Below are 21,633 nucleotides of genomic sequence, written 5' to 3' on the forward strand. Positions count from 1 at the left end.
GTTATTGGAAATGACAGCGTCAATATGCGATATGAAATTCCGCAGAGCGAAAGAAACGAAAAACGATAATGTTGGGAGGTGCCCATGTCGTCCAATGTCTGCTTCGCCCGAATAGACGCGCCGGAAAGCGGCCCGATGATCCGCTGGCGCGACGATGTCGCGGCTCCGTCCATCGAACGCCGGCAGCCGGCGGTTCGCGTTGCGCGCTACACCGCCTTCAATGTGAACCAGTCGGCCATCGTCGCGGAACTATCCGGGGCGGGGTCGGCCGACGATCTCCCCTCGGCGCCGAAGGGCATCGAGAGCTCGGTCCTGTTCGCGCACAAGATTTCCGAGTTCCGCCAGCCATCGCTGCACGCCGACGCGTCGCCGTCGATCCTCTATTCGGTCGTCTTCGACATTCCGCAGGAATGGCACGAAGAGTTCAACGCCTGGTACGATCAGGAGCACATGCCGATGATCTTCGAATGCCGGGAGTGGCTGCGCACGATGCGTTATCGCGTGGAGGGGAGCACGAAGGCGACGCATCTGGCGCTGCACTACATTCAGGATCCCAGCGCATTCGATTCGCCGCCGCTGAAGGCCGCCCGCCTCACTCCCTGGCGCAACGCCTTGGTGAAACATCGCTGGTTCACCGACGTCGAGAAGATGATCTATTACCGCCAGGGCTGACGGCCGGAAGCCTTCCGGCGGTATCGGGTTTTAGGGGACGGGGCGATGAGCCCCGCCCTGCGCGGGCTGATAGATCAGCCCTTGTTCTGCGCGGCGATATCGCGGCGCAGCCGGGTGCGGACCCACTGGGTCGCGCCCGAGCTGAAGCCGCCATCGATCGCGATCTCCGCGCCCGTGATGTAGCTCGACTGATCCGACGCCAGAAACAGCACGAGATCGGCACATTCCTGAGGCGTGCCCAGCCGCTGCATCGGGATGATCTGGCAAGCGGATTCCGCGTGGCCCGGCAGTCCCTCCCGCACGAAACCGGTCTCGGCGATCTGCGCCGGGTGGATCGAGTTGACGCGGATATTCCACTCGACGAACTCGATCGCCGCCGTCTTGCTGAGCCCGCGCAGTCCCCACTTGCTGGCGGTGTAGGCGGCGTCGTGATGCGGCATCAGGCCCGCCGTCGACGAGACGTTGACGATCGAGCCGCCGCCGCTGTCGCGCATGGCCGGGGCGGCCACCTTCATGCCGAGCATCGGTCCAGTCAGATTGACCGCCATGGTGCGGTCCCAACTGGCGATGTCGGTCTTCTCGATGCTCAGGCGGCTGATGGTGCCCGCATTGTTGACGAGGACATGCACCCCGCCGAAGAGCTTGCGCGTTTCATCGACGACGTGACGCCACTGGCCTTCATCCACCACATCGTGCTGGAAATACTGGGCGCGGCCACCCGCGGCGCGTATCGAGGCGGCCAGTTCCTCGCCCGCATCCGCCCGGAGATCGGTGAGCACGACGGCGGCGCCTTCCTCCGCGAAGGCACGTGCCTCCGCTACGCCCTGTCCGCCCGCAGCACCCGTGATGATCGCGACCTTGCCCGCCAGACGCATCGAACTTTCCTCAATCTGTTATGTTTTGGACGCCGACCAATGGGATCGGTCGGCGGATGATGTGCTCAGGGCTGGCCTTCGCACTCGGGAACGTCACTCAAAGGCGGCAACCAGGACAGGCGCCGCTTCGTCCAGATTTGCCTCGCCGGGCGCCCGACCTCTTCGGGGGCGTCGAGACAGCCGATGCGAAGCGAATAACGCGTCGGCGCCTCGGCCGCGCAGGAATAGATGGGTGATCCGCAGGTTCCGCAGAAGGCATGAGCGCGCTTTCCGCCGCTGTCCGCCGTCTTGAGGTAGCGGGTTGGCTCCCCGGAAATGATGCGGAAGCCGGCGGCCGGGGCCGAAACATTGGCACGGAAGGCGCCGCCCGACAGTCGCTGGCAATCCCTGCAATGGCAGATCGCAACATTGTCCGGCTCGACCTCGGCCTCGTAAGCGATGGCCCCGCAGTGACACTGCCCCCGGATCCGCATTCCGTGCTCCCGTAACCGGCTAATGCGCAGCAGGCATGGCGCCCGCTGCCTCGGCTATTTCCGCAGTCACTGCCGCCTGCGCGACCCTTCTGCCGGCAAGGCGGCCGGAGGTGAAGGCCCAGCCGAGATGATGCCCGTGACCTTCGATCAGTGCGCCTCCCAGACCGGAAGCGCCGCCGGCATAAAGGCCGGGGATCGGCTTGCCGTCGTCGTCGATCACCTCGAATCTGTCATTGATGGCAAGGCCGCCATCGGTGAAGTTGATCAGATAGCGCACCGGACCCAGCGCGATATAGGGGCCGCGCGAAAGCGCGTTCGAGCGTGTCGACGAGTTGTACTGGTCAATCGTGCTGCGGAGCGTCTGTGCGTTCACGCCGATCTTTCGCGCGAGCTCGTCGATGGTGGGACCTTCGCTGAAAATGTCTTTCCGGTTCTTCCGGTAGTCGGCGATGGACGCGTAAGCGAAGCCCGGTGCGGTCGAGACATAGTTGGGCCAGCCGGTGAACGTGTCCGCCAGTTCGCCGTCGAGAAGGATGTAGGCGATCTGCCCCGGCTGTGCGGCCACGGCCGGGCCGGGCCGGTCTTGCTCGTCACAGAAGCGCTCGCCATCCCGGTTGACCAGAATGGCGCCCTTCTCGAACATTTTCGGAGACGGGACGAGTACGGTGACGAGAAAGCTCATGATGAGCGGCCGGCAGAACGAGCCCGAGAACCGCTCCAGCGCCAGCCGCATAAGCATGGTGAGCCAGCGATAGGGCGGCAACGAGGTGACGAGTTTCGGCGGCGGTGCCTGAAAGCGTAGCCCCGCGAGATGAAGCTGCGGATTGAGGATGCGGGCGCCGAGATCCAGCGCCATATCGTGGCCGTCGCCCGTGTTGAGCGGATTGACCGGCTCCACGATGGCCATGCCCGGTGACAGATATCTGGCCCGTGCCTCCGCGCTGCCCGCATAGTCGCCGCTGCACAGGACGACGCCGCCACGCGCGGAGAATCGCGCCTCGCCCCGAGGCGTCTTGCAGACGACGCCGCTGACCCGGCCATTCTCTTTGACCAGGCCAGCAACCTGCGTCGAGGTGTGGATGGAAACCCCGAGTTTCCGGGCGCGCCGTTCGAGATGATAGATGTAGGCTCGCGAGTTCGGCAGCACGTTGTGCATGCGCGGGCGCCGGTGCGGCAGTTCCTTCACCGGCCCAAAGAACTCGACGCCCATTTCCCGCAGCCAGCGGAATGTCTCGGGCACGTTGTCGACGAGAATGCGCTGAAGCACCGCGTTCTCGGGAGCGTCGACCACGCTGTTAAACTTGCGCAGGTCGTCGAAATGGTCGTCCGTGGAGTCGAGAATTCCCTGACGGCGCTGATGTTCGGTGTTGGACGAGCTGATGGAGCCGACCGAGCGGGCGGTGGTTCCGCCGAGTTTGTCGCCCTTTTCCAGCAGGGCAACCGTTCGTCCCAGGGAGGCTGCCTCGATAGCGGCTGCCAGTCCGCTTCCTCCGCCGCCGACAACGACGACATCAAATTCCTGAACCACGATGACTGCGCCTTGATACGACCAGACGGTCAAGCACGCGCCCATTGGCGCCGGCACACAAAGCCATATGCCTGTCGCGCGTGTCAATAAATGATTGTCTTGTTTCGCATGACGAAACTAGTGAGCTAATTGTGCATCACCGTGCCAATCCGTCCGGCGCGGTGGGGACGGTAGCGCGCGAGTTCCTTAGTTCCTGCCAGCTTTAACCCGCCGGAATCTGCCCTTGCGTCATTCGATGCGGGACGGATGCGGCCATGTCCAAATTTTGAAGCTTGAGCTTTCGAAAACGTGCTGATAGTTTCGCTGTGCGGAACACGATGGTTGCCAAAGCTGTTCGATATTCGCGCCGCGCTTTTGCCGGATCGCAAGTCCTGCGCATCTCTTTTTGAGTCACTTGGAGTGTTTTTATGCGTGACGTAGTGATCTGCGAGCCGGTGCGCACCGCGGTCGGACGTTTCGGAGGTCAGTTCCGCTCGCTCGCGGCGCATGACCTCGGCACTATCGTTGTCAAAGGATTGCTTGAGCGCACCGGTTTGCCGCCGGAGCGCGTGGACGACGTTCTTTTTGCGCAGTGCTACCCGTCGATGGATGCGCCCGCCTTGGGCCGCGTTGTCGGTCTGAATGCGGGACTGCCCATCGAGGTCGGCGGGCTTCAGCTGGACCGTCGCTGCGGCTCGGGACTACAGACCGTGATCTACGGCGCGATGCAGGTCGCCACCGGGGCGTCGGATGTCGTCATCGCCGGCGGCGCGGAATCGATGAGTAACGCTCCGCTCTACTCGACGCATGTCCGGTGGGGCAGCACGGGCGATGGGATGGTTTTCCACGACTCGCTGGCGCGCGGGCGTGTCACGGCCGGCGGCACGAATTATCCCGTTCGCGGCGGCATGCTGGAGACCGCCGAGAACCTCCGGCGCGAATATGCCATTTCCCGCGAGGAGCAGGACGAGTTCGCCTGCGCGTCGCATCGCAAGGCGGTTGAGGCACAGCAGAGCGGGATCTTCGCCGAAGAGATCATACCGGTTCCGGTGACTTCGCGTGGCGTGACGACGAGCATCGACCGCGACGAGCATCCCCGCGCCGACACCACGGTCGAGACGCTGGCAAAGCTCAAGCCGCTCATGGGGCGCGAGGACAAGGAGGCCACTGTCACGGCCGGAAACGCCTCGGGCCAGAATGACGGCGGGTCGGCCTGCGTGATCACCACCAAGGAGATCGCGGAAGAGCTGGGCGTCGTGCCTTATGCGCGGCTGGTCAGCTGGGCCGTGGCCGGCGTCGAGCCTTCCCGCATGGGCATCGGCCCTGTGCCCGCCACCAGGAAGGCTCTGGACCGCTGCGGGCTCGACCTGAAGGACATCGATCTCATCGAGCTCAACGAGGCGTTCGCCTGCCAGGCTCTCGCCTGCACCCGCGACTGGAATTTCGACGGGGCGGACTGGGATCGCCTGAATGTCCATGGCTCGGGCATTTCGCTTGGCCATCCGGTCGGCGCCACCGGCGTCAGAATCCTCGCGACCCTTCTGCGCGAAATGAAGCGCCGCGATGCCCGCTACGGGCTGGAGACGATGTGCATCGGCGGTGGCCAGGGGCTGGCGGCGATCTTCGAAAATGTGAAGGCCGGAAACGACTGAAACAGGGACTGAGGTAAGTCGAAACGATCCGCACAAAAGCTGAGCCCCGTTAAATAGGGGCCAAAGGGAGGAATGAATGAACTATCGCAGGATTATCGCAGGAGCGTTCTTCGCCGGTGCCGTGCTGGCATCCGGCGCCGCCAATGCGCAGGCCCCGTTGCGCTTCATCGTGCCGTTCGGCGTCGGTGGCAGCGCCGACGTTCTGGCGCGATTCGTTGCTGCGGAACTGTCGCCGCGCATCAACCAGACCGTGGTCGTGGTCAATCAGCCCGGCGCCAGCGGACTGGTCGGCACGATGGCGACCTTCAATTCTCCGCCTGACGGCAACACCATTCTTCTGGCTGGCAGCAACCATCCCATCCTCGCCGCCACCAAGAAGAACCTGGCATTCGATGTCGTGAAGGACTTCCAGCCCGTCGTCGTGATGGCGCATGGCCCGCTGGTCTTCAGCGCGAACCCTAACGCGCCGTTCAAGACGCTGCCGGAGATGATCGCCTACGCCAAGGCCAACCCGGGCGGGCTCAAATATGCGACCGCCGGTGAGGTGGGCAGCGTCCCGCATCTGGCCGCCGAACTGCTCGGCAATGAGGCCAAGGTCAGCATGAAGGCGGTGCCTTACCCGAGCGGCGGCGCGGCGGCGCTCGACGTGATGGCGGGCGTGGTCCCCATGGGCGTGTCGGCCCTGACTAGCGTGCTGCCCTATTATGAGACGAACAAGCTCGTCGCCATCGCGCAGACGCCCAAGACCCGCTCGCCGCTCGCTCCGAATATTCCTACGGTTCATGAGCTGACCGGTCTGGACTACGACCTGACCTATTGGGTCGGCGTGCTCGCGCCGCGTGGTACGCCCGACACCCGGGTGGCCCAGCTCAACAAGGAAATCAACGAGATCCTCCGCTCGGAGAAGGGCCGTACCTTCTTCATGGCGCAGGGCTTCGAGCCGGCACCGGGTACGTCCGCCGAATTTGCGAGCTTCCTGGCCAAAGAGCGGAAGCTTTGGGTGCAGATTGGCAAGATGGCCAATATCCAGCCGCAGTAAGCCGGCACAGTTTCACGCCCGGCACTGCCGGATCGCGTGAAGACATATTTCTCATCGGGAGGTCGGGCACTCGTCCGGCCTCATATCGAAGCGACTTGAGTGGCCCCTGCCGGGTCGCCCATTGAGTGCGGAAAACTATGCGCAAGGTTGGTGTTATCGGCGCCGGGACTATGGGCTTCGGCATTGCGATCGTGGCGTCGCGCGGCGGGTTCGAGACCGTCATCTGCGATACGGACAAAGCCAAACTACGGAAGGTCGCCGCCGACGCGAGCGCGTTCTTCGAGAAGTCCGTGAAGATCAAGAAGATGTCCGAGGAAGCGGCCGGTGCCGCGATGGGCCGTCTTTCCACTACGACCGACATACGCGAGCTTTATGACTGCGATCTCGTCATCGAGGCGGTCTTCGAGAGCTTCACCGTAAAGGCCGAGCTGCTGGCGACGCTGGGTGCCAATTGCAGGCCCGAGACGGTTCTCGCCTCCAACACCTCGACGCTGTCGATTACACAGCTCGCGGCGACGACCGGCCGGCCGGAGAACTTCGTGGGTCTGCATTTCTGCCTGCCCGCGCAGGTGATGAAGCTCGTCGAGGTAACCCCCGGACTTCAGACCTCGGGAGAGGCGCTGGCGCAGGCATGGGCGTTCTGCGAGAGCGCCGGCCAGATCCCGATCAAGACGAAGGACACGCCCGGCTTCATCCTCAATTACTTCGTCATTCCGTTCAATCTGGCGGCCGTGCGGCTGGTGGAAGAGGGCGTGGCGGACGCGCCTTCCATCGACCGCGCTATCAAGACGGGGCTGGGCCATGCGCTAGGCCCGCTGGAACTGGTCGACATGGTCGGCATCGACACGCAAATCCTGCTCTGCGAAGCGTTCTACGTCTCGACGCATGATCCGCGCATGGTGGCACCGCATCTGCTTCATCAGATGGCGGCGGCGAACCAGCTGGGCCGCAAGACGGGGCGCGGCTTCTACGACTATTCCTCGACAAAGGCGTTCGGCGCATGAGCAAGCTGTCTTTTCGACTGGTCACGTCAGGCGAAAGCCGCTCCTTTCCGCAGGGCGATGCCTTCCACGCTCTGGCGGACGGCACGTCCGGTACGGTTGTGCTCGTCGGGGCCGATCTGAACGAGAAGGCCGTGAATGAGGCCGCAGGCGACGCCTCGCTGATCTTCGTCGAGCTCGACACGCAGTGTCTGGGCGAGATCACGGGGGAGCGCATGGGGCTGGAGGGCGGCAAGATTGTCGGGTTCAGCCGCTTCCGGCTCGGTGCGGGCGCTCCCTCGCAGCTCATTGAGCTCGTTGTTCAGCCCCACACCGACCGCGCGGCAAAGGAAGCCGCCGTCGCGCTGTTCGAGGCGGCCGGTTTCACCGTGTCGGTCTGCGCGGACCGGCCGGGCAGGATCGTCGACCGTCTGGTCCGGCCTTACTTCAACGCCGTGCTGAACCGCATCGACGATGGACTGGCGGGTGCCGCCGATATCGACCGTGCCGTGACGCTGGGGCTGGGCTTCAAGCGCGGTCCCGTCGCCTGGCTTGAAGAGACCGGGCTCGACGATCACGCCCGCGTCTGCAACGCGTTGACCGAGGCCTACGCGGATCCTTTCTATCGTCCTGCGCGCCGCGCGCGTGTCGCGGCCCGCCGGAGAAGCGCCAATGATCCCGACTGAATCGCTGCCGCCGCTCGCCGCAGGCTCACGGCTTGGCCTGCTGCGCGGAACGCGTGTTCTCGACCTGACGACCTCCATCGCCGGTCCCTATGCCACCATGCTGCTGGGCGATTTCGGCGCCGAGGTGATCAAGGTCGAGCGCCCCAATATTGGTGACGATTCCAGGCATTGGGGGCCGCCGAGCTATGCGGGCCACGCTCTCTGGTTTCTCAGCGTGAACCGCAACAAGAAAAGCCTCACGCTCGATTTCAGCGTCGAGGCGGGCCGCCGAATTCTGCACGACCTCATCCGCCATTGCGATGTGATCGTCACGAACCAGCTTCCCCGCGTGCAGCGCAAGCTCGGCATCGACATCGAGACCGTGCGCGCGCTGCGCCCCGACATCGTCTACGTGTCGATCAGCGGTTTCGGCATGGCCGGCGCGCGCAGCGAATGGCCCTGCTACGATCTCATCGCCGAGGGCTATAGCGGGGTGATGGACCTCACCGGCGAGCCCGATAGCGGGCCGCAGAAGGTGGGGACGCCGGCGGCCGATCTGCTCGCCGGCGGAGATGCGGCCATGGGCTGTCTCGCGGCGCTGGTCGACCGCGCGCGAACCGGCGCAGGCCATGTCGTCGAGATTTCGCTCGTCGAGAGCATGACCCGCTTCATGACGCCCCGCGTCGTCAGCTATCTCGGCGGTGGCGAACTGCCACGCCGGAGCGGCGCCCGCGACAGCGTGATCGCGATATATCAGGTGTTCATGACCGAGGATGATCCGATCACGCTCGGGCTGCCCAATGAGAACATCTGGCGGCGCTTCTGCGCGGCGGTCGAGCGGAACGACTGGCTCGAGGAAGACAAGTACAAGGGCAATGCGGCCCGCGTCTCGGTTCGGGCCGAACTGGCCGGCGAGATCCAGAAGATCCTACTGAGGAAGGGCAGGACGCATTGGCTCGATCTGTTCTCCGCGACACAGATACCGGCCGGCCCGATCAACCGTGTCGACCAGGTGGTCGAAGACCCCGAGCTTCTTGCGCGCGGTCTGTTCTATTCGATGGCCGTCGAGGACCAGCGCATACCGCAGGTCGGGCTCGGCATGCGCTTCGACGACCAGGTGGCGGGTTATGATCGCGTGCCCCCGAGCCTGGGGCAAGACACCGACGCCATCCTCACGCAGCTGCTGGGTTGCGAGCAGGACGAGATCACGCGGCTGCGTGCCGAGGGAGTTCTATAAGATGTGGCAGGAATTTGAGACCATCCTCTACCGCGAGGAGGGGCCGGTCGGGATCATCACGTTGAACCGGCCGGACGACGGCAACATGTTCACCGCGAAGATGTGCCACGAAATCCGTGACTGCCTCGAAGCCAGCCGCAACGAAACGCGCACGCGAGTGGTGGTGCTGACCGGCGCGGGCGACCGTTTCTTCTGCATTGGCGGCCGCAAGGAGAAGGGCGAGGAAACCTGGCTCTATCCGGGCGCCGTGCCCACGCTGGAAATGTATGCCGCGATCGAGCGCATCCAGAAGCCGGTCATCGCTGCCGTTAACGGCTTCGCGGTGGGCGGCGGTCATGTGCTCCACGTCGTCTGCGATCTGACCATTGCCAAGGAAAGCGCCGTCTTCCGGCAGGTCGGCCCGATGATGGGCAGCTTCGATGCTGGCTATGGCACCTGGTTCCTGGAAGACCTCGTCGGCAAGAAGAAAGCCAAGGAAATCTGGATGCTGAACGAGAAGCTGTCGGCGAAGCAGGCTCTCGATCTCGGCCTCATCAACAAGGTCGTCCCGGACGCCGAACTGATGGAAGCCACCATGGCGATGGCGAACACCATCGCCTCGCGCGGGCCCTATGCACTGGCCGCGATCAAGGGTGCCTTCGGCGCGCGCCATGGCGGGGCGCTAGGCATGTCGCGGCTGACCCATGATCTGATGCTGCCGCCCTACTACAGCTCCGAGGAAGCGCAGGAACTCGCCTCCGCATTCGAGGAGCGCCGGGCTCCGGATCCGAGCAAGTTCGGACGATAGGTCATCGCCATGCCGCAACAGGTGATCGCCGTCACGGGCACGAGCCGTGGCATTGGAGCCGAAATCGCCGTCGAGTTGGCCTCGAAGGGGCACATCGTCGGGTGTCTCGTCCGCAACGGAAAGCTGCCCGAGCACGAGCGGGCGGCGGAGTTCGCCGACCGCCTGATGCCGATCGCCTGTGATATCGTCGATGAAGATGCGCTGCGGCACGCCTTCGCCCAGCTCGTCGAACGCCATGGCCGGCTGAACGGGCTGGTCAACAATGCGGGCATTCATCTCGCCGGCCCGTCCCGCTCCTTCGCGACGGCCGACTTCGAGAAGATCCTCAAGGTCGATGTGCTCGGGCTCTTCGCGGCCTGCCGCGAGGCGTATCCGCATCTTCTGGCGAGCGAAGGCGGCACCATCGTCAATATCGGCTCCTTCTTCTCCGAGATCGGCGCGAAAGGAAGCACGGCCTACAGCGCGGCCAAGGCGGCGGTGGGAGCGATAACGCGCTGCCTGGCCGCCGAGTGGGGCGGTAAGGGCATCAGCGTCCTGAACATCGCGCCAGGATATATCGAGACCGACATCAATCGCGATTATCTGGCGGCTGAGAGCACGCAGGCCATGATCCGGGAGCGGATCGCCGTGGGTCGTCCGGGCCATGTCAATGAAGTGGCACGTCTCGTCCGCGCGATATTTGACGAGAGGATAGGATTTCTTACCGGAGAAACCATCACCATCGATGGTGGTCATCGGCTTTATTACTGAGGTCAAGATGGATATTTTCGAACGTCTCGACAAGACGATCCCGTGGTCGGAGACCGAGCAGATCGTCATCGATGCCGTGTCGCGTCTCGCCCGCGAGAAGATCATGCCCCGGGCGGCCGGACATGACGAGGCGGGTTCGTTTCCGTGGGACAACGTTGCCGACATCAACTTGCTGGAGCTGAACCGGGTCTTCATTCCAGAAGAGTATGAGGGCAGCGGTCTTTCCTATTCGACCTATCTCGCCTGCTGCCGCGAGATCGCGCAGGCCTGCGCGTCCACGGCCATTGTCTGGGCGACGAACTTCCACGCCTGCGGCCCGGTGGTGGATTTCGCCTCCCACGAGCAGAAGATGCGGTGGCTGCCGCCCATCGCCAATGGCGGGCTGGCGGCGCTCGCCATCACCGAGCCCGGCGCCGGTTCCGACGCGACGGGCATGAAGACGCGTTTCCGTCCCGATGGCGACGACATCATCGTCGACGGCGCGAAGGTGTTCATCACCAATGGCGACGTCTGCGAGTGGCTGCTGCTTTTCGGCAAATGGTCGGAGCTCGGCGATGGCCGGGATGCCATCTCCATCGCCGTCGTCGAGAAGGGTACGCCGGGTTTCGAGGTCGAGCGGCTCGAAAAGAAGATGGGCCATCGCGCTTCCAGCACGGCGGCCTTGAGCTTCAATGGCTGCCGCATCCCGCGGGCAAACCTGCTCGGCAAACCGGGGGAGGGGCTCAGCATGCTGTTCCACTTCCTCAACCGGTCGCGGCCCAGCATCGCCGCCCATGCGCTGGGAATTGCGCGGGCTGCGTTCCAGGAGGCGACGGACTACATCAATGAGCGGCGTCAGTCCGGCCGGCGCATCGTCGAGTTCCAGGGCATCCAGTTCATGCTGGCCGATCTGGCGACCGATCTGGCCATGTGCGAGCGCTGGCTCTGGCATGTCGCCGCCCGGATCGAGGCCGGCGACAACAACATCGCGCAGGAGTCGTCGATGCTGAAGTTGCGTGCTTCCGACGTCGCGATGAGGGTGACGACCGAGGCCGTCCAGCTTCTCGGCGGCTATGGCTACACGCAGGACTTCAAGGTCGAGCGGCTGATGCGCGACGCCAAGATCACGCAGATCTGGGAAGGCACCAACCAGGTCCACCGGCAGATCATCGGCCGCAGCTTCATGAAGAAGTAGCCGGAAGCGCCGACCGGGCTTTCCGGCCGGACGTACCCGTTTCGCTTCAGGCTGAAAACCAGCATCGAAACAGGCCCGCGTGACGGTGCGTGGCGCAGAGCCATGTCGGCCGCTCGGCCGATCGGCCGATCGGGAGGAAGAGCATGGAGAAAGCGCGTCTTCGTGTCGGCATCGTCGGGCTTCAGCCCGGCCGGAGTTGGGCCGCCCGCGCCCACATTCCCGCCTTGCGCGCGCTCGGCGAGAGTTTCGAGCTTGCCGGTGTCGCCAATAGCAGCCTTCAAAGCGCCGAGCAGGCCGCCGCGGCATGCGGCATTCCCCGCGCCTCTGGCAGTGTCGACGAACTTGTGGCGTGCCCCGACATCGATATCGTCGCGGTAACTGTCAAGGTTCCCCATCACCTCGATCTGGTGAGCAAGGCCGCCCGCGCCGGCAAGCACATCTACTGCGAATGGCCTCTCGGCAATGGCCTTGCTGAGGCGGAAGAGATGGCTGCTCTGGTCGGCCGCCAGGGTGTGATGGGTGTAGTGGGGACGCAGGCCCGCGTCGCGCCCGGCATTCTCAAGCTGCGCAAACTGGTTGCCGACGGATATGTCGGCGATGTGTTGTCGACCAGCATCGTCGCGAGAGGGCGTGCCTGGGGGGCGGCCATCGATAGCCGGGCCACGGGCGGCTACATGCTCGACCGGGCAAACGGCGCCACGATGCTGACCATACCGATGGGCCATGCCTTGGCGGCATTTCGCGACGTGCTCGGCGAGATTGCCGAGGTGTCGGCGGTAACCGCCACGCGCAGGACCGAAGTGCTCGCCAAAGACACCGGCGAGACCTTGCCCATGACCGCTCCCGATCAGGTCGTGCTAAGCGGATTGCTGCAAAGCGGGGCGCCGCTCTCCATCCATTATCGGGGAGGCGAGGGGCCGGGAACGGGCTTTATCTGGGAGATCAACGGCACGCGCGGCGATCTGCGTGTCACGGCCGCGAATGGCCACATCCAGATGGCCGAGCTGACGCTCGAAGGCGCGACCGAGGGACAGCGCAGCTTTGAGCGGCTTGAACTGCCGGCGGTCGAGGGCGAGCCATTCCCGGCCGAGTCCGTACCGGGAAATGTCGCCCGCATGTATGCGCGGATGGCGGCGGATCTGAACACCGGGACGCGCACCGCGACCACCTTTGACGATGCGGTGGGACTGCATCGCGTCATCGCCGCCGTCGAAGAGGCGGATCGCACGGGCGCTCGCGTGGCGGTCGCCGGCGTCGGTTAGCACTGCGCGAGGCGCCGGCGGCTCATCGCGAGCATTTCCGGCTCTTCGATGCGCCGCTTCGAATGAAGCCCGCAGACCACCGTCCGCTCGGTGTTCAAGGCCGAGCGGATCGCCATTTCTTTTGTCCGAAATCCCTCAGGCTTCGTCCGAAATGAGCGAGACGTTGAGCAGGGCGCGGCGCTTCAGCCAGGGCGAGGGCCGATATCTGGGGTCGCAATAGAAGGCGTACATGCGGTTCAGAATCTGCATGATGGTGTCCGCCCCGAGCTTGTCACCCAGTTCCAGCGGCCCGGCGGGATATCCCAGCCCAAGCTTCGCACCAAGATCGATGTCCTTGGGCGCGGCGATGCGCTGCTGGGCGATATCGCAGGCGATGTTGATGATAGTCGCAATTATCCGCTGCGCGATGAAGCCGGGGCTGTCGTGAATGGTGGTGACCGCGACGCCCGAGGCTTCCAGCATTCCCCGCAGGCTGTCGCGATAATCAGCCCGGCTGGCGGCGGTGCCCATCAGCGTGAGGCGGCCTCCGTCGCAGAACAGCGGGTCGATGGCGAAGGTGCGCCGGGGGTCGAAGCCACGATTGACCGCCATGGTGGTGGTGTCGTCACCCACGGGCGCCACGACGATGATGCTGGCCTCGTCGGGATGATCGCCACCCTCAAGCTCGATGCCGAGAGCCTCCAGCCGTGAACGCAGCCGGTTGGTGATCTCGTCGGAGCCGTCCAGCCAGATCGGCCTCGGCTCGAAATCCGTCACTTTCACTGCCGGCGAGGGGGCCTTCTTGCCGTCATCATAACGGTAGAAACCCTGCCCGACCTTGCGCCCGAAGAGTCCCGCCGAATATTGGCGGGCGACGAAGGGCTGGGGACGGAAACGGGGTTCTTCGAAGAACTGGTGATAGATCTGCTGCATGACGTTGAAGGAGACGTCGAGCCCGGTCAGGTCCAGCAGTTCGAAGGGCCCCATCCGGAAGTCGGCGCCGCCGGACATGACGAGGTCGACATCCTCGGTCGAGGCGATGCCTTCCGCGACGATGCGCTGGCCTTCTGTGTAAAGGCCGCGTCCGGCGTGGTTGATCAGGAAGCCCGGAAGGTCCGCGGTGCGGACCGCCGTGTGACCCGTGGATTCGATGATGCGCGTGGCCTGCGCCAGCGTCTCGGACGAGGTCTTAACGGCGGCGACCACTTCCGTGATCTTCATGAGCGGCGCTGGGTTGAAGAAATGCAGCCCGCACACGCGCTCGGGATGACGCGCGGCGGCGGCGATCTCCGTCACCAGCAGCGAGGACGTGTTCGTCGCCAGAATGCATTGCGGGGGCACGATATTTTCCAGCGCGTCGAACAGTTCGCGCTTGGCGGCGAGGCTTTCGACGATGGCCTCGATGACGAGATCCGCCGTGGCGAAGGGCTCGAGGCTGGCAGTCGGCACCAGGCGCGATTTGGCCATAGCCGCAGCATCGGCGGTGAGCCGGCCCTTCGCGGCATCGCGATCGATCATCGCGCCCGCGCTGTAGGCAGCCTCGCTGGCACGCGAGCGGTCCGTATCGTAAAGCAGTACCTCGTAGCCGCTCGCCGCGAACAGCTGGGCGATGCCTCGCCCCATCACGCCCGTTCCGACAATGCCCACCTTGGCGATGGCCTTGGGGGCGTCGCCGAGACTGCTTGCTCCTGCAGTTTTAGCGCTTAGGTTCACGTCGATGTCCCCATCAGGTGTCGGAAAATTTCGGTGGGCGCTTGTCGATGAAGGCCGCCAGACCCTCCTGTCCGTCCTTCGACTGCATCGACAGGGTCGAGAGGTCAGCCTCGATCTTCAGCCCCTGCTCGAGTGTCGTGTCGATGCCGCGATAGACGGCCTCGCGTATCAGCCGCAGCACGAGAAGGCCGTGGTTACTGAACTGCTGGCCGAACGCCAGGGCTTCCGCGAGCGGCTCGGCCACCACGATGCGGTTGACGAGGCCGATGGCCAGCGCCTCCTCGGCGAGGACATTACGGCCGGTCATCGTTATTTCCAGCGCCCGCGCCACGCCGACGAGGCGGGGTAGCCGCTGGGTGCCGCCATAGCCGGGAACCAGCCCGAGCTTGACCTCGGGCAATCCGAACCGTGCATTGGGGGTGGCGAGGCGGAAGGTGCAGGCGAGCGACAGTTCGCACCCCCCACCCAGCGCGTAGCCATTGACCAGCGCAATCGAGGGTATGGAGAGCCGCTCCAGACGCAGGAATGTCCGCTGCCCCAGCCATGTGCCGTTGAACTGTTCCGGCATGGTACGGTCGGGAATCTCGGTGATGTCCGCTCCCGCGCAGAAGGCTTTCTGCCCCTTGCCGGTGATTATCAGAACGCGCGCGTCGCTCTTCTCGATCTCGTCCAGCGCGCTATCCAGCTCGCGCACGGTGCCGTAGCTCAGCGCATTCAGTCGTTCCGGCCGATTGAGCGTAAGTATCGCGGCATCGTCTTTGTAAATTAGGTCGACACTCATTGTGGTTCTACCTCGCTGGCCGGTGGTCTACAGGTGATCGCGTAGTAGGGTTCCGAGCCCCTGCACCGGACCGAGTCCGACCATCTTGAAGACGTGCCAGATGCTCACCTGATTGGTGGTGAGCACGGGCTTGGCGATGGCCTTTTCGAGCGTGTCGACGATGGGAAACGTGTTCCAGTTGCCGCAGCAGAGCATCACCGCGTCGGCTTCGGGTACCGCTACCTTCTTCCCGGTTTCGAGGGCGGTTTCTGGCGCGAGCCGGCCGACTTCGAGGTTGGCGACCAGACCGATGGCCGACTGGGTGACGACGTTAAAACCGTTCTGCTCGATGAAGTTCGCCGTCGTCTGGTTGACGCCGTTGCTCCACGGCGCTGCCAGCCCGATCTTGCGGGCGCCGATGGTCTTCAGCGCTTCGATCAGGGCAGTGGAGGCCGTGGTGGCGGGCTTGCCGCTTGCCCGCGTGATGCGTTCGATCAGTTCCCGGTCGTAGCCCATGCCGTTGCGCGACGACGGGGCGGTGGCGGCGAGTACGATGATGTCCACATCGGCATGGCTGAGACGTCGCGCACCATCCTCCACCTGCTCGCCAATCTTCAGGGTCGAGCTCGGCTCGATGTTTTCAAGCGTCAGGCGCGTCGCATGCAGCGTCACGTTCTCCGGCAGGGTCCGGTAGAAGTCCGGCTCCTGAATGGAGTTCGACGAGGGCAGCAGAAGTCCGACACGGATATTTCGTGACATGGAATATGGCTCCGGGCGCGGGTCAGGCGGCGCCGACTTCGTCGAGGGAGGAGAATTTCCCCGCGATGAAGTCGGCCTTCAGTTGCGCTTTCTGGATCTTGCCGCTCGCGGTCATCGGAAGTTCGTCGAGCGGGATGAAATATTCCGGCAGCTTGTATTTGGCGATGCCGCGAGACTCGAGATAATCGGTGACCTCGCGGAAGCTCGCCGTGGCTCCCGGACGGCGGACGATGAAGGCGCATCCCTTCTCGACCATGCGCGGGTCCGGCACCGGTACGATGGCAACGGCGCTGAAGGAACCATGCGAGAGGAGAAGTTCCTCCATCTCGCGGACGCTGATCTTCAGGCCGCCCCGGTTGATGATCTCCTTCATCCGGCCGACCAGGCGGATGTAGCCCTTCTCATCGATCGTCGCGAGATCGTTCGAGAACAGCCAACCATCGGCGCGGAAGGTGGCCTGGGTACGCTCCGGATCCTGGAAATAGCCGAGCGCGACATGGGGACCGCGCGTCGCCAGCTCGCCGACCTCGCCCGGCGCCAGCGTGCGCGTGCGGGTTTCGTCGAAGATGGCGAGTTCGGCACCGGGCATGGCGGCGCCATCGGTCAGCCATAGCTTCTCCGGCTGATCGTCCTCGCGGCTGGCGGAGCCGACGAAGCATTCCGTCATGCCCCACATGCCGATTAGCGTGCAGCCGGTCTGTTCGCGGAAGCGGGCGCCGAGTTGCTCGGGAATGGGCGCGCCGGCGCAGCCGAAGATACGGAACGAGGAAAGGTCGTGCTCGCCGATCTCCGGGCATTCGAGAAGCATGCTGGCGAACGGCGTGGCGCCGAGGGTGAAGGTGCACTTCTCTCGCGCGATCAGCCGAAGGGCCTCGGCGGGATCCCACAGATCCTGCAGGACAAGCCGGCCGCCGATCGTGATGGAGAGCCGCATTCCCCACTGGAAGGCGGTGCCGTGGCCCATGGGGGAGGGCGTCCAGATCACGTCCTGCGATGTAAGGTCGAGCAGGCGGGCCATGGCCTGCGTGCCGTACATCATCGTGTTCTCGCTATGCATGACTCCCTTGGGATTCGACTCGGTCCCGGAAGTGAAGGCGAGAAGCGATACCTCGTTGCAGTCTGCGGACGGACGCGGTGCGGGTGTCGCCGGTTCCGTCAGCAGCGTTTCCCACGAGCCAAGCCCGGCATAATCATGGGCACCGCGCACGAAGATTTCGGCGACGCCCGGAAGCGACGTACGCAGCTCCGCATACATCGCCGCGTAGTCGAACCTTCTGTACACGGACGGGATCACGCAGATCTTCGTGCCGGCCTGGTTGAGAATGTAGGAGAGTTCCTTGGTCCGATAGTTCGGCAGCAGCGGGTTGGTCACGGCCCCCAGCCGCAGCGCGGCCAGATGCAGCAGGACCAGCTCCGCGCAATTGGGTAACTGCACCGAGAGCACGTCGCCCTGTCCCAGCCCCGCCGCATGCAGATTGGAAGCTATCGTCTCGACGCTCTTGCCGAGCTCGGCATAAGTGAGGCGGGCGCCATCGGGTGACACGACGGCGACCTGATCGGGCGTGTGGGCAACGTGGTGCTCGAAGCAGGCGAGCAAGGACCGGTCGTTCCACCCGCCCGCAGCCGTGTACTTGGCAATGCGTTCCGGTGTCAGTGTGGTATCGAACTTCATCTGCTGCGCGGCCCCGATCAGATCCGGCCGGTATTGCCGGATCTCCATTTCCTAGCGCGATGTCTGGCGTGATTTCTCGTAGTCGAGCTCAAAGTATTCCGGACGTCCGGCAAACCACGGGTCGCCCCAGTTCTGCTGGCCGCCATCGACGATGAGGAGTTCGCCGGTGATGTATTTTCCCGATGGCGCGGTGAGGTAGATGATCGCCTCGGCAATGTCCTGGACATCGCCGGCCCGCTTCATCGGGTTCGCCTGGAAGAAGCTCGCTTGTCCTTCCGGGGGGTAATAGTTGAAGGCGTCGGTGGCGATGGTGCCGGGCGCCACGCAGTTGACGCGAATATTATAAGGCGCCCACTCCGTCGCGACGGTCTTGGACAGGAATATCTGGCCGGCGCGCGCGGCGCAGGTGTGGGCGACCGTCGGCAGGCCTCGGGAAACGACCGCGACGACATTCACGATGTTGCCAGGCTTGCCACTGTCGCGCCAGCGCAGGGCCGCCTGCTGCATCATGTAGAAGGTGCCGTTGAGGTTGGTGTCGACAACGGCGTTCCAGCCCTTCGGCTTGATGTCCAGCGCGGCCTGCGCGAACTGGCCGCCGGCATTGTTCACGAGAATATCGAGGCGCCCATGCATTTTCCACACCTCGTCTATTAGCGCCGATACCTGCTCGGGATCGCGGATCGTCATCTGGTGGGTTGTGACCGTCGTGCCGAACCGACGCAGGAACGCGGCCGCTTCTTCAAGGCGTTCGCCGTCACGGCCACAAATCGCAAGATTCGCTCCCAGCCGGGCGTAGAGCGCAGCGGTGGCCTTGCCGATGCCGGTTCCGCCGCCGGAGATCAGTGCGAGCTGCCCAGCGAAGATGCCCGGAGCAAACACCGTGGGAAGTTCGGCCAATTGATCGTCAGTGAGGGAATATTGGCTCATTTGCCGTCTCTTATCCAAGGGTCGACAATCTCTAACCGATGAAACATCAGTGTCAATATGCGCATATCAATTTCGCAGTGCGGAATAATATAACCAATTTATGTCTGTCGATAATTGCGCCGAACGGTGCGTGCAGACGCCCGGGCATTTGTGCGCCCTCTATGAAATGTCAGGAAACATAGAGATTTATCGGGCGCGCCCCGATCTTTCGCGCAATTTTACGCGGGTTTAAAAATCTGTGTCGCACCGCGAGTTTCGTGTTTCGCACAGCAGAATTCATTGACACCTGCCAACTTTGGCTTAGCGTGGAGGAAAATTAAGACTGTTCAGGGAGGAATAGGGCATGCACGTCTGTGCGTATCGTCGCCAATTGGGCGACCCGCGCCTGCGCGACTGGCTTCGCCCGTCGCAGGATCTACATTTTCCGATTGTTCGCCCCGACCATGTGCACGGGGCATGCCGCGCCGTTCCGCTGGCTTGAGGCGGACGCAAGCCTTCCGGCCGTCATCACCGCCGGCACGATTTCCGCGTCGATGAACCAGTCGCCTTTTCGAGGCGCTTGAAGGGCGGGCATCTCACGCAGGCTCACCATCTAGCGCCGATTCCCACGGACGGACATACGTTGAATGCGTAAATCCTGGATATCGAAGGACACCGTCGCCGGCTGCGTGTTTATCTCGAGCGGGCTGACGTTTGCCTATGTGTCTTATACTCAACTCACCATTGGCGCGGCCCTCGACATGGGCCCCGGCTATTTTCCCTTTGCCGTCGCCCTCTTCCTCGCGGCGCTGGGGTTGATCGTGGTCGTCAGGGGGCTGCTTGCGGCGGTCGATCCCCAGAAGCTGATCATACCATGGCGAGGCATCGTCATGATCTCGCTGTCGATCCTTGTCTTCGCGCTGACGCTGTATCCGCTCGGCCTGTTTCTGTCCGTCGTGCTTAGCGCGTTGATCGCGAGCCTCAGCCGTCCCGGGGTCGGGCTGGTCAAGTCGGTCGTCATCGGGCTCGGCATCGGGCTGTTCTGCACCATCCTGTTCGGCAAGCTGCTTGGGCTGCCGATCCCGGTGCTTGGCACATTCCTTTCGTAAAGAAGCCAAGATGGACATCTTTTCCAATATCGCTCTCGGCTTCTCCGTCGCCTTCGGCCTCAACAATATCTTCTACTGCCTTGTCGGCACGCTGATCGGAACGGCGATTGGCGTGCTGCCGGGGCTTGGGCCGCTGGCGACGATGGCGATGCTGCTGCCCTTTACCTTCGGGCTGGAACCCACGGCGGCGCTCATCATGCTCGCGGGCATGTATTACGGCTCGCAATATGGCGGCTCGACCACGGCGATCCTGATCAACCTGCCGGGCGAATCCTCCTCGGCGGTCACCACCATCGATGGCCATCCCATGGTGAAGCAGGGCCGGGCGGGTCCGGCGCTGTTCGCCGCCGGCGTCGGCTCGTTCATCGCGGGCAGCTTCGCGACCTTCCTCATCGCGCTAGTCGCCGTGCCGCTCACCGATGTCGCCCTCAGCTTCGGGCCTGCGGAGTATTTCTCGCTGATGGTGCTGGGCCTCGTCCTGTCGACGGCGCTGGCGTCGGGTTCGGCGGTGAAGGCCATCTGCATGATCTGCCTCGGATTGCTGCTCGGTCTGATAGGCCTCGATCCGAACACGGGCGTCGCCCGTTTCACAATGGGCGCGCCGGAACTCTACGAGGGGATCGACATCGTTTCCCTCGCCGTCGGCCTCTTCGGCATCAGCGAGATTCTCAAGAACCTCGAAAATCCCGAAGTGCGCGGCTCGTCGGCGCCGATCTCGAAACTCTGGCCCACCCGCGAAGACCTGCGGCGCATGTTCGCGCCCATCGCGCGCGGCACCTTCATCGGCTCCTTCCTGGGCGTGCTGCCCGGCGGCGGTGCCTTGCTCTCGTCCTTCGTCGCCTATGCGCTGGAGAAGCGGGTCAGCCGTTATCGCTCGCAACTGGGCAAGGGCGCCATCGAAGGCGTTGCCGCCCCCGAAGCGGCGAATAATGCCGGCGCGCAGACCTCCTTCATCCCCATGCTGTCGCTGGGCATTCCCGGCAATGCCACCATGGCGATCATGATCGGCGCCATGATGATGCAGGGCATCTCGCCCGGACCGACCGTCATCGTGCGCAATCCCGACCTGTTCTGGGGGCTGATCGCCTCCATGTGGATCGGCAATGCCATGCTGGTCATCCTGAACGTGCCGCTTATCGGCATCTGGGTAGCGCTGCTGCGCATTCCCTATTCGGTCATGTTCCCGGCCATCATCGTCATCTGCTGCATCGGCGCGTACAGCGTGCAGAACACGGTGTTCTCCAGCTACATCATCCTGCTGGCCGGCCTGCTCGGCTATCTGCTGATCAAGCTGGAGTGCGAACTGCCGCCGCTGATTCTCGGCTTTATTCTGGGGCCGATGCTCGAGGTGCATCTGAGGCGAGCGCTGATCATCTCGGAAGGCGACCCGTCGGTCTTCGTGACCCGACCGATCAGCGCTGTGCTGCTGTGCCTGGCCGTGGTCGCGTTGATCGTGGCGAGCCTGCCGTCGATCTCCCGCAAGCGTCAGGAAGTCTTCGTCGAAGAGGAGTGATTCGCCCGACGTCATCGCGGACTTGGTGAAAAGGGCGCGCCCACCCGGCGCGCCCTTTGCTTTCTGGCTATCCCGAGCACCGTATTATCGAGCATCGCCTCGACCAAATGAGAAAGCCGCCGTCCCGTGAAGGGCGGTGGCTTTCTCGT

At 63.9% G+C, this 21,633-nt stretch carries 20 protein-coding genes; 12 read left to right on the forward strand and 8 right to left on the reverse strand.

Translation table 11 applies throughout. The annotated features are described in order from the left end of the window. Positions 1-135 precede the first annotated feature (135 nt). Positions 136-672, forward strand: a complete 537-nt coding sequence (locus K9D25_RS21930; RefSeq protein ID WP_244450987.1) for a DUF4286 family protein — start codon at positions 136-138, stop codon at positions 670-672. 74 nt (positions 673-746) lie between these two features. Here the strand turns inward: K9D25_RS21930 and K9D25_RS21935 are convergent, their stop codons facing one another. The 3 genes from K9D25_RS21935 to K9D25_RS21945 all read right to left on the reverse strand — a co-directional run bounded on the left by K9D25_RS21935 (position 747) and on the right by K9D25_RS21945 (position 3,581). Next, positions 747-1,547 carry an SDR family NAD(P)-dependent oxidoreductase gene (locus K9D25_RS21935; RefSeq protein WP_244450988.1) on the reverse strand — a complete coding sequence of 267 codons (801 nt, stop codon included), beginning with the start codon at positions 1,545-1,547 and terminating at the stop codon, positions 747-749. Between the two features lie 65 nt (positions 1,548-1,612). Further along, the gene (locus K9D25_RS21940; RefSeq protein ID WP_244450989.1) at positions 1,613-2,020 is read right to left on the reverse strand and encodes a GFA family protein; all 408 of its coding nucleotides are present in this window, start codon (positions 2,018-2,020) and stop codon (positions 1,613-1,615) included. A 19-nt stretch (positions 2,021-2,039) separates the two neighbouring features. Then, entirely contained in the window at positions 2,040-3,581 is a 1,542-nt protein-coding gene (locus K9D25_RS21945) for an FAD-dependent oxidoreductase (protein WP_244450990.1), read from the reverse strand. A 374-nt stretch (positions 3,582-3,955) separates the two neighbouring features. On the opposite strand from K9D25_RS21945, the gene K9D25_RS21950 reads away from it, so the two are divergent. The 9 genes from K9D25_RS21950 to K9D25_RS21990 all read left to right on the forward strand — a co-directional run bounded on the left by K9D25_RS21950 (position 3,956) and on the right by K9D25_RS21990 (position 13,073). Further along, positions 3,956-5,179 (forward strand): acetyl-CoA C-acetyltransferase, encoded by a 1,224-nt coding sequence (locus tag K9D25_RS21950; RefSeq protein WP_244450991.1) that lies wholly within the window; start codon positions 3,956-3,958, stop codon positions 5,177-5,179. A 76-nt stretch (positions 5,180-5,255) separates the two neighbouring features. Then, positions 5,256-6,218 (forward strand): Bug family tripartite tricarboxylate transporter substrate binding protein, encoded by a 963-nt coding sequence (locus K9D25_RS21955; protein WP_244450992.1) that lies wholly within the window; start codon positions 5,256-5,258, stop codon positions 6,216-6,218. A gap of 137 nt (positions 6,219-6,355) precedes the next feature. Further along, positions 6,356-7,222 (forward strand): 3-hydroxyacyl-CoA dehydrogenase family protein, encoded by an 867-nt coding sequence (locus K9D25_RS21960; RefSeq protein ID WP_244450993.1) that lies wholly within the window; start codon positions 6,356-6,358, stop codon positions 7,220-7,222. Beyond that, entirely contained in the window at positions 7,219-7,884 is a 666-nt protein-coding gene (locus tag K9D25_RS21965; protein ID WP_244450994.1) for a 3-hydroxyacyl-CoA dehydrogenase family protein, read from the forward strand. The genes K9D25_RS21960 and K9D25_RS21965 overlap by 4 nt, the downstream gene beginning before the upstream one ends. After that, a complete protein-coding gene (locus tag K9D25_RS21970; protein WP_244450995.1) occupies positions 7,871-9,100 on the forward strand; it encodes a CaiB/BaiF CoA transferase family protein in 1,230 nt (409 codons plus the stop codon). Before K9D25_RS21965 ends, K9D25_RS21970 begins: the two co-directional genes overlap by 14 nt. Position 9,101: 1 nt before the next feature. After that, positions 9,102-9,887: an enoyl-CoA hydratase-related protein gene (locus tag K9D25_RS21975; protein ID WP_244450996.1), complete on the forward strand. Its 786-nt coding sequence runs from the start codon at positions 9,102-9,104 to the stop codon at positions 9,885-9,887. A gap of 9 nt (positions 9,888-9,896) precedes the next feature. Continuing rightward, entirely contained in the window at positions 9,897-10,637 is a 741-nt protein-coding gene (locus K9D25_RS21980) for an SDR family NAD(P)-dependent oxidoreductase (RefSeq protein WP_244450997.1), read from the forward strand. A 7-nt stretch (positions 10,638-10,644) separates the two neighbouring features. Next, the gene (locus K9D25_RS21985; RefSeq protein ID WP_244450998.1) at positions 10,645-11,811 is read left to right on the forward strand and encodes an acyl-CoA dehydrogenase family protein; all 1,167 of its coding nucleotides are present in this window, start codon (positions 10,645-10,647) and stop codon (positions 11,809-11,811) included. A 143-nt stretch (positions 11,812-11,954) separates the two neighbouring features. Beyond that, a complete protein-coding gene (locus tag K9D25_RS21990) occupies positions 11,955-13,073 on the forward strand; it encodes a Gfo/Idh/MocA family protein (RefSeq protein WP_244450999.1) in 1,119 nt (372 codons plus the stop codon). 135 nt (positions 13,074-13,208) lie between these two features. On the opposite strand, the gene K9D25_RS21995 is transcribed toward K9D25_RS21990, so the two are convergent. From K9D25_RS21995 to K9D25_RS22015, 5 genes are read right to left on the reverse strand one after another with little or no spacing between them, the layout of a single operon-like run. Next, positions 13,209-14,765: a 3-hydroxyacyl-CoA dehydrogenase gene (locus tag K9D25_RS21995; RefSeq protein ID WP_347881479.1), complete on the reverse strand. Its 1,557-nt coding sequence runs from the start codon at positions 14,763-14,765 to the stop codon at positions 13,209-13,211. A 13-nt stretch (positions 14,766-14,778) separates the two neighbouring features. After that, a complete protein-coding gene (locus K9D25_RS22000; RefSeq protein ID WP_244451000.1) occupies positions 14,779-15,546 on the reverse strand; it encodes an enoyl-CoA hydratase/isomerase family protein in 768 nt (255 codons plus the stop codon). A gap of 27 nt (positions 15,547-15,573) precedes the next feature. Continuing rightward, entirely contained in the window at positions 15,574-16,284 is a 711-nt protein-coding gene (locus K9D25_RS22005) for a maleate cis-trans isomerase family protein (RefSeq protein WP_244451001.1), read from the reverse strand. 22 nt (positions 16,285-16,306) lie between these two features. Beyond that, entirely contained in the window at positions 16,307-17,956 is a 1,650-nt protein-coding gene (locus tag K9D25_RS22010) for an AMP-binding protein (RefSeq protein ID WP_244451002.1), read from the reverse strand. Between the two features lie 51 nt (positions 17,957-18,007). Next, a complete protein-coding gene (locus K9D25_RS22015; RefSeq protein WP_244451003.1) occupies positions 18,008-18,883 on the reverse strand; it encodes an SDR family oxidoreductase in 876 nt (291 codons plus the stop codon). A gap of 626 nt (positions 18,884-19,509) precedes the next feature. On the opposite strand from K9D25_RS22015, the gene K9D25_RS22020 reads away from it, so the two are divergent. Together K9D25_RS22020 and K9D25_RS22025 are read left to right on the forward strand one after the other, a co-directional pair. Beyond that, positions 19,510-19,971, forward strand: a complete 462-nt coding sequence (locus K9D25_RS22020; protein ID WP_244451004.1) for a tripartite tricarboxylate transporter TctB family protein — start codon at positions 19,510-19,512, stop codon at positions 19,969-19,971. Between the two features lie 10 nt (positions 19,972-19,981). Beyond that, complete coding sequence (locus K9D25_RS22025) at positions 19,982-21,484, forward strand: tripartite tricarboxylate transporter permease (RefSeq protein WP_244451005.1); 1,503 nt, start codon at positions 19,982-19,984, stop codon at positions 21,482-21,484. Positions 21,485-21,633 lie beyond the last annotated feature (149 nt).

This window comes from Ancylobacter polymorphus, assembly GCF_022836935.1.
Classification (GTDB): domain Bacteria; phylum Pseudomonadota; class Alphaproteobacteria; order Rhizobiales; family Xanthobacteraceae; genus Ancylobacter; species Ancylobacter polymorphus_A.